This window comes from Nocardia rhamnosiphila NBRC 108938, from assembly GCF_000720425.1.
In the GTDB taxonomy this organism is placed as follows: Bacteria; Actinomycetota; Actinomycetes; order Mycobacteriales; family Mycobacteriaceae; genus Nocardia; species Nocardia rhamnosiphila.
This window is the reverse complement of the sequence record NZ_JOAJ01000008.1, coordinates 180,028-194,785: the sequence shown is the minus strand read 5'-3', so window position 1 is coordinate 194,785 and position 14,758 is coordinate 180,028. Positions and strand designations below refer to the sequence as shown.

The 14,758-nt window shown below is 67.4% G+C and carries 17 protein-coding genes; 9 read left to right on the top strand and 8 right to left on the bottom strand.

The genetic code is table 11. The features are described from left to right. Positions 1 to 251 precede the first annotated feature (251 nt). Complete coding sequence (locus IG75_RS0125325) at positions 252 to 1,160, bottom strand: hydrogen peroxide-inducible genes activator (RefSeq protein ID WP_030523928.1); 909 nt, start codon at positions 1,158 to 1,160, stop codon at positions 252 to 254. A 131-nt stretch (positions 1,161 to 1,291) separates the two neighbouring features. Between IG75_RS0125325 and IG75_RS0125320 the strand changes: the two genes are divergently transcribed. The 3 genes from IG75_RS0125320 (at position 1,292) to IG75_RS0125305 (ending at position 3,726) form a co-directional block, all read left to right on the top strand. Beyond that, the gene (locus tag IG75_RS0125320; RefSeq protein WP_030523929.1) at positions 1,292 to 1,879 is read left to right on the top strand and encodes a peroxiredoxin; all 588 of its coding nucleotides are present in this window, start codon (positions 1,292 to 1,294) and stop codon (positions 1,877 to 1,879) included. 17 nt (positions 1,880 to 1,896) lie between these two features. Next, positions 1,897 to 2,436 carry an alkylhydroperoxidase, AhpD family gene (gene ahpD / locus IG75_RS0125315; protein WP_030523930.1) on the top strand — a complete coding sequence of 180 codons (540 nt, stop codon included), beginning with the start codon at positions 1,897 to 1,899 and terminating at the stop codon, positions 2,434 to 2,436. A gap of 288 nt (positions 2,437 to 2,724) precedes the next feature. Further along, positions 2,725 to 3,726, top strand: coding sequence for an alpha/beta hydrolase (locus IG75_RS0125305; RefSeq protein ID WP_030523931.1), 1,002 nt, complete (start codon positions 2,725 to 2,727; stop codon positions 3,724 to 3,726). Positions 3,727 to 3,821: 95 nt separating this feature from the next. On the opposite strand, the gene IG75_RS0125300 is transcribed toward IG75_RS0125305, so the two are convergent. Further along, a complete protein-coding gene (locus IG75_RS0125300; protein ID WP_156059150.1) occupies positions 3,822 to 4,253 on the bottom strand; it encodes a hypothetical protein in 432 nt (143 codons plus the stop codon). Between the two features lie 85 nt (positions 4,254 to 4,338). Next, positions 4,339 to 5,274: an AraC family transcriptional regulator gene (locus IG75_RS0125295; RefSeq protein ID WP_030523933.1), complete on the bottom strand. Its 936-nt coding sequence runs from the start codon at positions 5,272 to 5,274 to the stop codon at positions 4,339 to 4,341. A gap of 132 nt (positions 5,275 to 5,406) precedes the next feature. Here IG75_RS0125295 and IG75_RS0125290 point away from each other — a divergent pair, with 132 nt between their 5' ends. From IG75_RS0125290 to IG75_RS0125280, 3 genes are all read left to right on the top strand, one after another. Further along, positions 5,407 to 6,099 (top strand): NAD(P)H oxidoreductase, encoded by a 693-nt coding sequence (locus IG75_RS0125290; RefSeq protein ID WP_245713213.1) that lies wholly within the window; start codon positions 5,407 to 5,409, stop codon positions 6,097 to 6,099. Positions 6,100 to 6,186: 87 nt separating this feature from the next. After that, positions 6,187 to 6,768 carry an ArsR/SmtB family transcription factor gene (locus IG75_RS0125285; RefSeq protein ID WP_030523935.1) on the top strand — a complete coding sequence of 194 codons (582 nt, stop codon included), beginning with the start codon at positions 6,187 to 6,189 and terminating at the stop codon, positions 6,766 to 6,768. 7 nt (positions 6,769 to 6,775) lie between these two features. Then, entirely contained in the window at positions 6,776 to 8,158 is a 1,383-nt protein-coding gene (locus tag IG75_RS0125280) for an alpha/beta hydrolase family protein (RefSeq protein ID WP_051714909.1), read from the top strand. A gap of 28 nt (positions 8,159 to 8,186) precedes the next feature. Here IG75_RS0125280 and IG75_RS0125275 read toward each other — a convergent pair whose 3' ends face one another. Beyond that, on the bottom strand, positions 8,187 to 8,570 hold the full coding sequence (locus tag IG75_RS0125275) for a VOC family protein (protein WP_030523937.1): 384 nt from the start codon (positions 8,568 to 8,570) through the stop codon (positions 8,187 to 8,189). Between the two features lie 590 nt (positions 8,571 to 9,160). Here IG75_RS0125275 and IG75_RS0125265 point away from each other — a divergent pair. Then, a complete protein-coding gene (locus tag IG75_RS0125265) occupies positions 9,161 to 9,718 on the top strand; it encodes a flavoprotein (RefSeq protein WP_210436847.1) in 558 nt (185 codons plus the stop codon). Between the two features lie 313 nt (positions 9,719 to 10,031). Beyond that, positions 10,032 to 10,481, top strand: a complete 450-nt coding sequence (locus IG75_RS0125260) for a hypothetical protein (protein ID WP_156059152.1) — start codon at positions 10,032 to 10,034, stop codon at positions 10,479 to 10,481. 116 nt (positions 10,482 to 10,597) lie between these two features. Here the strand turns inward: IG75_RS0125260 and bla are convergent, their stop codons facing one another. Both bla and IG75_RS0125250 read right to left on the bottom strand, forming a co-directional pair. Next, the gene (bla, locus tag IG75_RS0125255) at positions 10,598 to 11,554 is read right to left on the bottom strand and encodes a class A beta-lactamase (protein WP_030523940.1); all 957 of its coding nucleotides are present in this window, start codon (positions 11,552 to 11,554) and stop codon (positions 10,598 to 10,600) included. Between the two features lie 174 nt (positions 11,555 to 11,728). Continuing rightward, a complete protein-coding gene (locus tag IG75_RS0125250; RefSeq protein WP_030525992.1) occupies positions 11,729 to 12,193 on the bottom strand; it encodes an NUDIX domain-containing protein in 465 nt (154 codons plus the stop codon). 376 nt (positions 12,194 to 12,569) lie between these two features. On the opposite strand from IG75_RS0125250, the gene IG75_RS0125245 reads away from it, so the two are divergent. After that, a complete protein-coding gene (locus IG75_RS0125245; RefSeq protein ID WP_030523942.1) occupies positions 12,570 to 13,217 on the top strand; it encodes a DUF4272 domain-containing protein in 648 nt (215 codons plus the stop codon). A gap of 177 nt (positions 13,218 to 13,394) precedes the next feature. On the opposite strand, the gene IG75_RS36600 is transcribed toward IG75_RS0125245, so the two are convergent. Both IG75_RS36600 and IG75_RS39315 read right to left on the bottom strand, forming a co-directional pair. Continuing rightward, positions 13,395 to 13,751 (bottom strand): ArsR/SmtB family transcription factor, encoded by a 357-nt coding sequence (locus IG75_RS36600; RefSeq protein WP_030523943.1) that lies wholly within the window; start codon positions 13,749 to 13,751, stop codon positions 13,395 to 13,397. Next, positions 13,748 to 14,680 carry a hypothetical protein gene (locus IG75_RS39315; RefSeq protein WP_156059154.1) on the bottom strand — a complete coding sequence of 311 codons (933 nt, stop codon included), beginning with the start codon at positions 14,678 to 14,680 and terminating at the stop codon, positions 13,748 to 13,750. The genes IG75_RS36600 and IG75_RS39315 overlap by 4 nt, the downstream gene beginning before the upstream one ends. Positions 14,681 to 14,758: the final 78 nt, after the last annotated feature.

Sequence of the window (14,758 nt, the reverse complement as noted above, 5' to 3'; positions counted from 1 at the left end):
GTCTCATGCTGTCCCGATACAACATCGTGCCGACCTTACGCGTTCGCGGGTGGCCCTGCCGCCATGTAGATCCCGGGGGATTCCGCACCAGCCCGGCGATATCACCGTGGTACCGGACGAAGGCCGAGCGGTGGCTTGATCCGTCACCGAAACCCACGCGTCCGGAGATCCCGCCTTCACTCGGTGAGTGGGGTCGGACTGCTCGAAGCGGGCACCGCGTAGCGACCGGTGCGGCGGAAGTGCGCAGGTGATCAGAAGGGCCGCTGGGTGCGGATGATTTCGGCCAGGTAGGCGTAGTCGTCGGCCCGGCCGCTGGACGCCCGGAAAACCAGTCCGAGAGTGCGGCCCGGCGCCGGATTCGCGAAACGTGCGGTATCGAGTGCGCCGCGGCCGGTCTCGGCGGCGACCGCCATTTCCGGAATGAGGGTGATCCCGAGTCCTCCGGCCACACACTGGACCACCGTGGACAGCGAAGCCGCACGGGTGTCCCCGGCCCCGCCCGGGTGGACGTCCGTGGAACGGCACAGTTCGAGGGTCTGGTCCCGCAGGCAGTGCCCCTCGTCGAGGAGCAGCATCGGTAGCGTGCCCAGCGCCGCGGGTTCGATATCGCTGCGACCGGCCAGCGCGTGACCGGCCGGGACCACCAGGACGAATTCCTCGGTATAGAGCGGTATTTCGACCAGTCCCGCGGCCTCGGCGGGCAGGGCGAGCACCGCGACGTCGAGCACTCCGGCGCGCAGCTCGTCGATCAGGCGAGCTGTTTTGTCCTCGATCACCTGCGGGGTCAGCGCGGGAAGTTTGCGATGCAGGGTGGGCAGCAGGGCCGGGAGGATGTAGGGGGCCGCGGTGGGGATGATCCCGATGCGGAGTACACCGGCCAGGATATCCCCGGTGGCCGAGGCCAGGAAACGGTCGGCGGCTTCGAGCGTGGCCGTGGCGGCGGGAAGCAGCCGGGCACCGGCCGCGGTCACCAGGACGCGCCGGGTGCTGCGCTCGATGAGCTGCAGTCCGAGCCCGCTTTCCAGTGCGGCCAATGCCTGCGACAACGTGGGCTGGCTCACCTCGAGCCGCGCCGCGGCGGTGCCGAAGTGCCGATATTCGGCGACCGCGACGAACGCACGCAGCTGTGACAGGGTGGGTTGATAAGACTGATCGGGCACGCCTATCAGTCTAGTGCGACTCATCACTTTTGCCTTTTGCCGGTGATTCGGCAAGATTACTTACGAGCTTTCGCCTGACCGGCTGGAAATCAACCAGGCCGGTACCACTGATACAAGAAGGAGTTTCGGGCATGCCCCTGCTGACCATCGGCGACCAGTTCCCCGCCTACGACCTCACCGCGGTGATCGGTGGTGACTTGTCCAAGGTCGACGCTCAGCAGCCGGACGACTATTTCACCCGGGTCACCAGCGCCGATCACGCGGGCAAGTGGCGGATCGTGTTCTTCTGGCCGAAGGACTTCACCTTCGTGTGCCCGACCGAGATCGCCGCGTTCGGCAAGCTGAACGAGGAGTTCGCCGACCGTGACGCCCAGGTCCTCGGCGCGTCCGTGGACAACGAGTTCGTGCACTTCCAGTGGCGGGCCCAGCACGAGGACCTGAAGACGCTGCCCTTCCCCATCCTGTCGGACCTCAAGCGCGAACTGGCTGCCGCCACCGGTGTTCTCAATGCCGACGGCGTCGCCGACCGCGCCACCTTCATCGTCGACCCGAACAACGAGATCCAGTTCGTGTCGGTGACCGCCGGTTCGGTCGGCCGCAATGTCGACGAGGTACTGCGCGTGCTGGACGCGCTGCAGTCCGACGAACTGTGCGCCTGCAACTGGAAGAAGGGCGACCCGACCATCGACGCGCGCGAACTGCTGGCCGCGAGCGTCTGAGAGCGGAAGGAGAACCGGTGAGTATCGACAATCTGAAGGGCTCGCTCCCCGAGTACGCCAAGGACCTCAAGCTCAACCTGTCGTCCATATCGCGGACGACGGTGCTCAACGAGCAGCAGCTGTGGGGCACCCTGCTGGCCGCGGCCGCCGCGACCCGCTCCACGGCGACCCTGCGGGAGATCGCCGAGGAAGCGGCCGACGTGCTGTCCGCCGAGGCCTACAACGCCGCGCTGGGCGCCGCCTCGATCATGGGTATGAACAATGTGTTCTACCGGGGCAAGGCGTTCCTGGACGGTAAGTACGACGATCTGCGGGCCGGTCTGCGCATGCAGATCATCGGCGCCCCCGGTGTCGACAAGGCCGATTTCGAACTCTGGTCGTTCGCGGTGTCCTCGATCAACGGCTGCCAGCACTGCCTGGAAGCCCATGAGCACACGCTGCGTGAGGCGGGTGTATCGCGCGAGGTGATCTTCGAGGCGCTGCGCGCCGCGGCGATCGTGGCCGGTGTCGGGCAGGCCGTGCAGGCCACCGAGGCGCTGGCGACCGCTTCGGTCTAGATTCACCGGTCCGCCCCGGCGGGGCGCATCGATCGACCCGATACCGGGGCGGCGCGGATTTCTCCGCGCCGCCCCGGTGCCGTAGGCGCCGCCGGACCGGACAGCTCACGCCGGGCTTTCGGCCGTGATCACGCTCGTGCCCGCAAATAGTCCGGCCGTGGACCAAACCACCTGCCCGACCCACACGAACCTTCTCTCGACGCCGTTCCCGGCGCCGAGGTCTCGGACCTCGGCCGATAACGAGTACACGAGAGGTTCACCACTGTGAGTGCACGCCGATGGACACGTATGAGCGCACTGCGCTGGGGACTGGCGGGTGTACTGGCCACCGCCGGGCTGGTGGGTACGGCCGGACCTGCCTCGACGGCACCGGACGCGGCGCACGTGGTCTCCGCGGCGAACGTGAACGATCGGCAGCAGACCGTGACGGTCTTCTCCCCCGCGATGAACCGGCCGATCCCGATCCAGGTCATCCGTGCCGCGGACAGTTCGACACCGCGGCCCACGCTGTATCTGCTCAACGGTTCGGGCGGCGGGCCGAACGAGAGCGGATGGGATGTGCAGACCGACGCCTTCGAGTTCCTGCGCGGCAAGGATGTCAATGTCGTCACCCCGTACGGCGGCAGCAACTCCTACTACACGGACTGGATTCGTGACGACGCAGTTCTGGGCCGCAACAAATGGCAGACCTTCCTCAACAAGGAACTACCGCCGGTGATCGAGAAGTTCCTCGGCGCCGACGGCAACCGTGCGCTCGCGGGTGTGTCCATGAGCGGCACCTCCGTGCTCAATCTCGCCATCGCCGAACCCGGCTACTGGAAGAGCGTGGCCTCCTACAGCGGCTGCGCCCAGACCTCCGACCCGGTCGGCCACGAATTCGTCCGGCTCACCGTGGAACTCTGGGGCGGCGGGCAGAGCGTCGAGAACATGTGGGGTCCGCAGGACGGACCGCTCTGGCGGGCCAACGATCCGCTGGTCAATGCGGACCGGCTGCGCGGCACCCAGGTCTACCTCAGCACCGGCAGCGGAGTACCGGCGGCCCCGCACGACACACCTTTCGATCGCCGCGTACAGGAGGGCCGGATCCCGCTTCCGGTGCAGCTCGCCTTCGGCGGCCCGATCGAGGCGGCGATCCGGTATTGCACGGTGAACCTGGCCAACCGGCTACGCGCACTGAATATCCCGGTAACGCTGGACGATCGCCCGGTCGGCACCCACTCGTGGGGCTACTGGGAAGACGACCTGCGTACCTCCTGGCCTTTTCTGGCACAGTCGATCGGCGCCCGGTAGACCGTTCGCGGCAGCGGTGGGCGGCGTTCCGGCCGATCCCACCGATCCGAGGCGAACCTACCGCTCGTGCGCGCCGGCGGCGGAGCGCAGGCCGGCTACGGCAGCGGCACGCACGAACTGCCGGTGTTCAGCCCGGGCCCTCGCACATCGACTTCGATGTACTTCGACGATGTGTACTGCCCCGGGGTGAACTGCTGGGCGATGATGTTCTGGCGACCGGCGTATTTCGGCGTCCATTCGAAGGTCGCCGTCCCGTTCTCCGGGTGATAAACGGCCTGACCCAGCCGCTCTCCGTTACCCGGAACCGAACCACCGCTGCTGATGATGGTGATCTCACCGGCCTCCGACGGCGGCGCATCGACTGTCGCCGTGACCGTATAGGCGCAACCGGAGCGCAGTCCCTCCGGGCCGGTGGTGACATTTACTCCCGTCACGGCCGCTCCCGCACCCGGTGCCGCGTATGCTGCCGCGACGCCCAGAGCACTCAGCAGGGCGGCGAAGCCGAAATGTCGGATATTGCTGTGCATATCGAACCTTTCGCGATCTTCGGAAGGATCCTCCGACCCTTCCACACCCGGGCGGTACCCGCCGACCGGGCGATCGACACGCAGTTCACGCGCCGAGATCGACGGTGGTGCGGAAATCGCTCGGCCGGATACCCCGATGTCGTTTGAACGCGGCACTGAAACCGAACGCGTCCGCATAACCCACGGCCTTCGCCACCTGCGCCACCGTCAGACTGCGATCGGTGAGCAGTTCCTCCGCCTCGTCCATCCGGCATTCGGTGAGATACGCCAACGGCGACTGCCCCATGACCTCGGAGAACCGCCGCGCGAACAGGGCCCGCGAAACACCCGCTTCCGCGGCCAGCGACGCGACCGTCCACCCGGCGGCGGGTTTTCCGTGCATGGCCTCCAACGCCGGCCCCACCACCGGATCGGCCGGCCCGCGGTACCAGCCCGGCGCGCCCGCGTCCTGCCCGTCGAACCAATCACGCAGCGTGCACACCAGACTCCAGTCGAGCAGCCGGTCCATCAACGCCTGCGCACCGGCCGGCCGTCGCACCGCATCCGTGGCCACCGACTCCATCCAGGCGCACACCTCCACATCGTCGGAGACCACCAGAACCGGCGGCACCGCGCGCAGCAGGCGTTCGTGGCGCCGGCCCGAGGCCCGGTAGGCGCCGACGACCAGCGCGGTCTCACCGGCCAGGTCGTCGCCCCAGCGGCCGTCGTCCAGCGCGGCATCGCATTTCACGTCCGGCGCGAAGCAGGCGATCTCGTACTGTTCGTGGGGCAGGTCGACCGTGCCCGCGTGGTCGGCGAAAAGGAACGGTTCCGGGCCGCGCACGACGGCCGTGTCCCCGGCCACGATCCGGCGCTCGATCCCACCGGGCAGCAGCAGGGTGCCCCCGCCACGCAGCACGGTGATCATGGTGAGCGGCGCGCGATCGGCGAACCGGATACTCCATGGTGCTTCCAGCACCGCGTTGGTGAGTACGGCGCCTTCGGCACGGATACCGCTCAGCAGTGTGCTCAATGGATCCACCCCATCGAGGGTAGACGAACTCCTATCAGATTTAGACCATTACCCATAGATCGTCCACCGTATGCGGTGTGGAATCAGATGAGACCGCACAACCGAGTATCCGGAGAGAGCCGGATCGAGATGGAGGATCCCGTGTCGCACACCACGAACGACGATGCCACGACCGCCCGCACCGCCCTCGTCGTCGTCGCCCACCCGCGCCGCGACTCGCTCACCGCCCATATCGCCGACCTCGCCGCCCAGCGGCTCACCGCGGCGGGCTACCGCATCGACCTGCTCGACCTGCACGCCGAGAACTTCGATCCCCGGATGGACGCCGCGGACCTGCCGGAATGGGGAAATCGGGAGAAGACGTACTCGCCGGAGGTCGAGAACCATATGCGGCGCGTCCTCGCCGCCGACGTCATCGTCGCGGTGTTCCCGGTGTACTGGGTGCAGGTCCCGGCGATCCTCAAAGGCTGGATCGACCGCGTATGGAACTACGGATTCGCCTACGGCCGCAGCAAACCCCGGCTCGCGGGCAAACGGATGCTGTGGCTCGGCCTGGCCGGCGCGGCGGACGACGACGGCGTCGTCGACATCATGCAGCAGTCACTCGGCATGCAACTCAACGACGGTATCGCGTACTACTGCGGCCTGGCCGAGTCTTCGGTGGGACTGCTGCCGGGCGCGGAGGAGAAACGGCAACGGGTGGACGCAGACGGCAATCTGCTGCTCGACGAGGCGCTCACCGGCTCTACTCGGGACGCCCACTACGCGGCGCTGGAAGACCGGGCGGGGCGCTTCGTCGACGATTTCCTCACCCGCGACCGAGTACCGGCCTGACCTGCCCGGAGCCGGCGGCCCGGCGCGCACCGGGTGGTTACAAAGAAATCTTTGCAAACCAAAGTTTGCAAAGGATATTCTGTAACCATGCCCGCTGAGATACCCCCCAGAGAGATCACCGATCCGGCCGCTCTCCGTGCGCTGGCGCACCCGCTGCGCCAGCGCATCCTGCGCGCCCTCGCCGAAAACGGTCCGGCCACCTCCACCGCGCTCGGCGCCCTGCTCGGCGAGAACACCGGAGCTACCAGCTACCACCTGCGACAGCTGGCCGAGAACGGATTCATCGAGGAGGCACCGGAGCTGGCCAAGGGGAAGGAACGGTGGTGGCGTTCGCCGCCCAAGGATCTGCGGTACCGGATGGACCGCGAACGATCACCAGAGGTGCGCGAACTACTGGAAGGACTGTTCGCGCAGCACCTCGCCGAGGACATCGAGATGTTCCAGCAGTTCGAGGCTCGACGCACCGAGCTGGGTGACTGGGCGGACATCATGCCTTTCTCGCGTGGAGCGGTCTATGCGACGCCCGCGGAAATCGAGGAATTCTTCGAGGATTACCTGGCACTGCTCAAGCGTTTCCAAGTGACCCACCGGCAGGGCCGGCCCGGCGCCCGCCGCGTACTGACTCGTTTCCTCGCCTTCCCGGCGCCCGGCGACACCTCGGCCCAGTAGCCCCACCATGTCTTCGATCGTTCGACGTATCGCTTTCTTCGCCGCCGCCGTGATCGCCGCTGTCTGCTACGGAATACCGCCCGCACACGCACAAGACGACACCACCACGGTGGATATCACGTTCACTCGCGGCGACGGCACCACGACGACCGGCACCGTCCACGCGCCGTCCGGCGCCGCCGGACGGCCGGGCGTCGTCCTCGTCCACGGGTCGGGCGACGGCCGCAGTGCCCACTACGACCTCACCGCCGACGCTTTCGCCCGCGCGGGCATCGTGGCGCTCGCCTACGACAAGCGGACCGAGGGGTACACACCGGCGCACCGCGACTATTCGCTACTGGCCGACGACGCGCTGGCAGGTCTTGCCGCATTGCGGAGCCGACCGGAGGTCGATCCCGCCCGAGTGGGTCTGTGGGGGTTGTCCGAGGGCGGGTGGGTGGCGCCGCTCGCCGCTTCGCGATCGGCCGACGCGGCCTTCCTGATCACGATCGGCGCGAACTCGGGGCCGCCGGCCGCGCAGCAGGCCTGGGCGAACGAGACCAGGTTCGGCGCGGCGGGCGTGCGCGGATCAATGGTCGATATCCTGGCGCGCAACGGGATCCGGCAGCTCGTCGGCGCCGGGCTGTTCGCGCAGGCCGACTATGACCCGATTCCGGTGCTGGAACAGATCACGCAGCCGGTCCTCGCCATCTGGGGCGACAAGGACCGGCTGACCCCGCCGGGTGACAGCCTGCGCGGTTTCCAGGCCGCGTTCGACCGCGCCGGGAAGAGGAACTACACCCTGGTCACGCTGCCCGGCACCCAGCACAGTGGGCAACCGACCACCGACGGCTTCGACAAGCTGCCCGGCCTCGCGCCGGGATACGGCGAACTCATGGGTGAGTGGGTCAACGGGCTGCCCGGCTCGGCTTCCCTCCCGCGCGCCGATCCACCTGCGGTGCAAGGACATCCGGTGCGCGACCTCGAAGCGGTGGCCCGGTGGGAATCGGCTCCCGCAAACCTGCTGCTGACGGTCGTGATCGCGCTCGCGTTCGGCGGCTACGCGCTGACCGGCACGGTCCGGGCCTGGCGGCTGCCGGACCGGCGCCCCGCGCGCATACTCATATCGACGGCCGTGATCGGCATCGTCGGCGCGGTCGTCCAGCTCGGCTATATCCTCACCAGCCGCGCGACCTCCTTCGGCCCTCTACTCTTCGGCCGCACCCTGCCGTGGCTGGCATTGCAGATCGTTGCCGTGTGCGCAGTGGTCGCGCTGGGCTACCTCGTTGTGCGAACGCCCCGCTCACCGGCCGGAATGTCGAAAGGGGCGTGGACCCGATGGGCGGTAGTGGTCGTCGGCGGAACAGGGTTCGTGTGCTGGGCGATCTACTGGGGCCTGCTACTTCCCTGACTTCACAGCCCTGCGCGCACCCCCGGTCCTACGGGATCGGCCTCCCGACGATCCACTCGTGACCGAACGGATCCCGCACCCGCCCTTGGCGCGCGCCGTACGGCTGATCCGCCACCTCGAACACGATCTCGCCGCCGGCCTCCGCCATCCGTTGGGCGAGGCGGTCCGGATCGGCCGACACCACAGAGAGAAGAAGTCCGCGCCCGCCGAGCCGCAGCGGGTCGTGATCGAACTCGTCGGCGTCCTTCACCTCGAATACGGCTCCGCACGAAAGTTCGAGCGCGGCGAACACCACCCTGCCGTCCGCCTCGTGCCGCTGCTGAAGAGCGGCATCGAATACGCCGGTGTAGTAGCGGATCGCCGCGTCGGCGCCCTCGACGATCAGTTTCGGGGTGATCTGCTCGATGCTCATGAATGGAGTATGTGCGGAGCCGCCACTCACCGACTTGGAGATTTGTCTCCTACCGGCGCGGGTGTCGGCGAGACTGTCGAAAGTCCCATGGTGAGCCCCGGGGTTTCGGCGGTGAACCGCGCCCCACGTGACATCGTGCAAGGCGCGGTTCCCGTGCCCACCTCCGGTGTTCTCGGCTACTTCTGATGAAGTGCGCTCAGAACGGCTGGCCCTGCAGTAGCGCGAACGCGCCCGCGATGAAGAACAGGGGAATGAAGAGGGCGGTGGCGACAGGATCGCCGTTGAGGTAGCCCTGACGAATATTTTCCATAGCTGCTGCGGAACCCGAATTCATATCGACTGACCCTTTCGCTGTGTCGTGCTCGACACAGCCGACAGTACCGACACACCCCGGGCCGCCATTACCACCGGCGACCGGACCTGCGCCGTACCGAGCGCCGAACCCGGTGAATGTCGGCCCACTACACTCATTCAAACGTTTCCGAATTCGTCGGTGCGGCGCTGCCACGCGTCGTCGGCTGCAGGCCGGACGTTGTTGCGGCCGTCACGGCGTGAGACCTCCCCTGCTCTGGACTGACATCATGGGTGTTGTGAATGAGCGGAAAGAACCGGTCCTGTACGCCATCGTCACCGGCTCACCGCCCGCCCGCCACGTCACCCGGCTCGTCGACCTGGCGCAGGCCGACGGTTGGGACGTATGCGTCATCGCCTCACCGGACGGCCGAGGGTTCATCGATATCGACCTGCTCGAAGAGCGGACCGGTCACCCGGTACGCAGCCACTACAAAAAGCCCGGCACACCCGACGTCCTTCCGCCGGCCGACGCCATGATCGCGGCACCCCTCACCTGTAATTCCATGGCGAAATGGGCTACCGGGATCTCCGATACGCTGCCGCTCGGACTACTGGTCGAAGCGGTGGGCAAGGGGCTGCCGGTGGTGGCGGTACCGTTCTCCAACCGAGCGCAGATGAGTTTTCCGGCAGTGCAGGTGGCGAGGCGAAACCTGTCCGATTGGGGGGTTACGGTGCTGGCCGGTGACGAGCAGCACGAACCCGGGACGGGCGAGAGCTACCTGGATCTGTTTCCATGGGAAGCCGCCTGGCGCGCGGTTCTCGACCATCCACGTCGCACTGCCGGCCGCAGCTGATCGCAGCCCGTCCGCCACGGATTGCCCCGCCGGTCGGAATGGGGGCCCGGCGACCGACTCCTCACCCATTCGACTCCTACCACCGGCGATCGGACCTCGGAACTCCGCGGCCGGACGTGACCCCCGGGCGTCGGCTCGCCCCTCGGGCCGTATACGAACCGACGGCCGTGGTTCGCTGCGCCGAAGATTGTGGCCACGCCTCCATCGCGCGCGATCGCTTCGAGCCGAAACTCCTTTATTCTCCGAAACGAACGACTAGTGTCTCGCGAAACACTCGACGGTAGTTCCGAATTCGTACCCGAAGGAGTTCCGAATGAAGCGAATGATGACGAGAGCAGCCGGCGTGCTGGCAGCCGCTGGACTGGCGCCCCTACTCCTGACCGCGACTGCCCACGCCGAAGCGGACACCGTTCACTTCACCGCCGGAACCTTCAGCTGCGCCATCTACGGAGACGGAACGGTCGGCTGCGATATCGCGCAACCCGCCCGCCTCCAATACCGCTTCCTACCGATCCCGTTGCAGACGAACGAGATCGTCATCGACCAGTCGTGGCTGCCCGCGCACCCGACCTTCGACGGTGGCACGCCGTACACGCTCCCCGGCGGGAACCCGCAGATCAGCGACGTCAAAACCGGAGTGGGCACGTGGGGGCCCTACGTCGAGCACGCCGGCGCGCGCTGCGATGTAGGGTTCCACGGCAGCTTCGGATGCCAATCCAAGGGGCAAGGTTTCACCGTCTACAGCGGCACGATCTCGGCCTGACCCGCCGCGGTACGGTCCGGGACCACGTCTCGCGACTACGCCGCGCCGGTCACCGGAATCGACCGGCCGTCGGCAGAGCCGCAGCCCGGTCCGACAGAGGGTGGTCGAATACCGCGTCAGCCGGCCGGGCTGGTGCCGAGCGCTTCCACAGCGGCCCGGGCGGCGGCGGCCACCAGAGCATTGTCCGGTTCGGCATCCTGCTCGGATTTGGTGGTGAGCACCGCGATGACCAGCGGGGCCCGTCCCGGCGGCCAGGCCACGGCCACGTCGAGGGCGGAACCGTAGGCCGGGGACCCGGTCTTGTTGCCGACCTTCCAGCCGGCGGGCAGCCCCGCTCGGATGCGATTGCCACCGGTCGCGCTGGCGACGAGCCACGCGGACAGTTGCGCGCGTTCGGGTTCCGCGAGGCTGTCGCCGACTACCAGTGCGCGATAGTCGGCGACCAGTGCGGCGGGAGTGGTGGTGTCGCGTTCGTCGCCGGGGATCGCGGTATTCAGCTCGGTTTCCCAGCGGTCCAGTCGCGAGGTGGTGTCACCGAGGGCGCGGAGGAACGCGGTGAAGCCCGCCGGGCCGTCGAGCAGTTTCAGGATCTGATTGCCGGCCGTGTTGTCCGACACCGTGATGGCCGCCTCGCACAGGGCGGCCACCGTCATCCCGGTATCGACATGCTGCTCGGTGACCGGCGAGTTCTCGACGAGATCGGTGCGCGGATACTGGATCACCCGATCGAAGAACCCCGAGGACAGCGGATGCTTGTGCAGCAAGGCACCGCAGGCGAGGCCTTTGAACGTGGAGGCCATCGGAAACCGCTCACCGTCACGGTAGGCCACGCTGCGGCCGTCGGCGGTGTCGAGCGCGAACACCCCCAGTCGCGCGCCGTGGGCCGCTTCCAGGTCGGCGAACTGCTGTGTCGTCACAACCTGGCCGGTAGTGCCCGCGGGTGCGGAAGCGACCGTGGTACCGGGGCCGGCGTCACATGCGGTGGCCACCGAGAGCGCGGACACCGCCAGCGCGGCGGCCGCGAGTCGCCGGCGATCGAGCGAGACGAACTGAACGAATGCGGAGAGTTTCACCCCCGCAGCACACCACCACACCCTGGAGCGAGACCAATACGCAACTCCCCCGCCGACGGGTCGGACTTGATATCGCCGCAGTTCACCCGAGCCGAACGCATCGTGACAGGCACCGCCGACCACGCTCGGCTGTCGGCAGTGCGGCAGCGGTGCGCCGCTCCAAGCCGGCTACGTTCACATCGGGACCGACACAAAGCCGAATTCCCGCAACATCCGGCCTTCTCTCGCATCCGCCCACGCGGTGGCCACGAAATCGAGGGCGTCCCCGGGTAGGTCATCGGGGTCGGCCCAGACGAGTTCGCTGCACTTGTGTGGTTCGCGGATCTCCGGTGTGCCCTGCCACGACTCCGCGGCGAAGAAGATATCGACCCGGGGTTCACCGGCCCAGCGGAACATTGTGCCGCTCGGGCGTAGGTCGGCGGGGGCAACGGCGATTCCGAGTTCCACGGCGACCTCACGGACCACCGACACGGTAAGAGCCTGCCCGCGGTCCACGTGGGCGGCCGGCAGCCCGAGTCGCCCGTCGGCGTAGCCGCGACCGGCCCGGCGCAACAACAGGATTCGGCCGCGCTCGACGAGAAAGACGTGGGCCGCCACCGGATAGCGGTCGTGCTTGGTATCGAAAACATATCCCGACATGGGCTTCCTCGTTCCGAATTTTCCGCAGCGGGCGGCTGGGATCGCGTGACAGGTCGGCGTACACGGTAGCGCCCCCGCGACCCGGTTCGGACGCGGTGAGGAAGGTGTTTCGGCCGGCCATCGACCATGGACCGATCCTCGCGACTTCTGTCATTTGCATCCGGGAGGGGAGGCGCGAAAAACTGACGGCTCGACCGTGGGCGTAGAGACGTAGGGGGAAATCGCTGAGCGTCAGTACTTTCCGCAATCGACACGGAATTGGCGCTGCCCGCCCCGGCCGGCGTGCCCTGCCCTTCGAAGACCATGTCGTCCGGCCCTTCGCACGAAGGAATCCACCGAGCGTTCGGTGACGCATAGTGCCACAGAGAGGAATTCGATGACCCTGTCGACAGAGGACCGATTGAAACAGCACGGGCTGGAAGTGGACTCCCTCCCTGAAATCGAGGAGATCTTCCCCATCCGGCTTCGTGATCCCGGTGAGTTGGCCAGGCGTACACTCGCCCTCCACGCACTGCTCGGCATCCTCTTCCATCCGGATCCGAGGGAAGTCGCGGAATGGATGCGAGCGGAAGATTTTCTGCAGGAATTGACCGAACGAGAAAAATGGGCTTTCTCGCTGACCGACCTGCCCGAAGAGGAGATGCTGTGGCAGCAGTCGGCGATGCAGTCGAACTCACTGACCTGGCGAGCCGAGTCCCTGTATGTCCTGCTCTGGGCCTCGGGGAGAGTTCCGGGTCTGGTCGATCCCGGCGAAAGGATGGACGGCGCGCTGGTCGCCGACCATCTACCGGCGCTGGGCCAACCCTTGCAGCCGTTCATCCGGGACGCCGGCCTGCGCCCCGGCCGGGAGATACTCACGGAACTGCACTACTACTTCTTCCTGAATCACTTCATGGAGGATGTATACGAGCAAACCGGAGAAATAATCGGCGATCTGGATCCTATGCTCACGGCGGAACGATTCCATGCGTTGCATTGGATTACCTGCGCCGGCCAGTCCGAATGGGATGCCGACGAGGAGTAGGGCCGCACTGTGCCCCGGTCGACGGCGGAGCCTGCTGCCCGGCGCCGAAACAAACGCCGGCGCGAAGATACCGACGGCAGTCCGCTGCTCGACGAATCCCTGACCGGCGGCGCGCGACGTTCCACTACACGGCGCCGGAGGGCGGGCGATTCGCTCCGGCGCCGATTTCCTCGCCGCCTACCGGGCCCCGCCCCGACTCTCATGACCGGGCCGGTCGGCGCAGGAGGTGATCTGGTCCACGAGTTCACGCAGCGGAGCCAGGAGATCGGTCAGTTCGGCACCATTGAGCGTGTAGAACCGAAGGGTGCCACGCCGTTCCACCGTGAGCAGTCGCGCCGCACGCAGAATCTTCAGGTGATGCGAGACAGCCGGCTGGGAGAGCCCGAGCTGCGCGGCGATCTCTCCCACGCTTGCCTCCCCACCGGCTTTCAGCAGCAGGGCGATGATCGCCTGCCGCCGGTCGTCTCCGAGCGCGGTGAACAGTGGCTGACATTCGGTGAAGGTGCCCAGCACGCTTTCCGCGGTGGGGGTCACGCCGTTTCCCGGGCGGAAAGACGATTCCGCAGCTCGCGCAGACGGGTCACCGGCAGCGCCCGGGTTTCGCCTTCGGCGATCCAACCATCGAGCATCAGCCTGGTCTGATCGGCCACCTTGGTGAAATGGGCTGCCAAGTAGCGGCCCAGGGCGAACGGGGGCAGCACCCACAACAGCCGCAGTACCGACCGGGCCACCCACTTCGGCGTACGGACCCGGCGGCCCCCGGCTTGCGCGGCGACAACCGCCGAGGCTTCCCCGCCGGCCTCGACCGCCGGTCCGATGTCCGAGAGCAGCGCGGGCAGCGACCAGCCCACCGCCTCCAGCGCAGCGATATAGGGCACCATCAGCGCGGCGACGTGTTCGCCGGTACCCGCCCGGGTGGACCGGCGGGCACGCAGGCCACCGGCGCGCAACGCGCTCGCCACCGCCTCCGCTCGAGCCGGTTCACCGAGCACCTTCAATGCCGAACCGGGTGGCACCCAGTACGCGATCCCCGGCGCCGGCACCTCACCGGTCAACGGCGCGGAGTAGGCGAACAGGGACGGCACCACCTGCACGATCCGCTCGGCCGGCCACACCCGCTCCAGCACCTCCCGATCGTGCAGATCCTGCCCGATGGTGACCACGGTCGCGTCGCCGACCGCGTCTCGCAAGCCGGGCAGCCACGACCCGCGCAGCGCGGTCGAGGACACGCACAACCAGACCATGTCCCAAGGCCCGTCCGGGGTCTCGGCGTGTACGCCCTCGGGCCGCAGTCGCTCGGCGACCGGACCGCCGAACCGGCGCAGCCGATACAGCGTGCGCCCGGTGCCACCCCAACCGGCCCGTCCGGGCTTGACCTGATAGCTCACGGCCGCCCCACCGAGCCCGAGCCGCAGCCCGAAAACCTGCCCGAGCGCACCATCGCCCACCACTAGGATCCGCATCCGTTCCTCCATCCAAATATTTAAATGGAAGAATATACGATTCCGTCTCCTCATGCCCCAGCACAGGCAGTGAGTCCT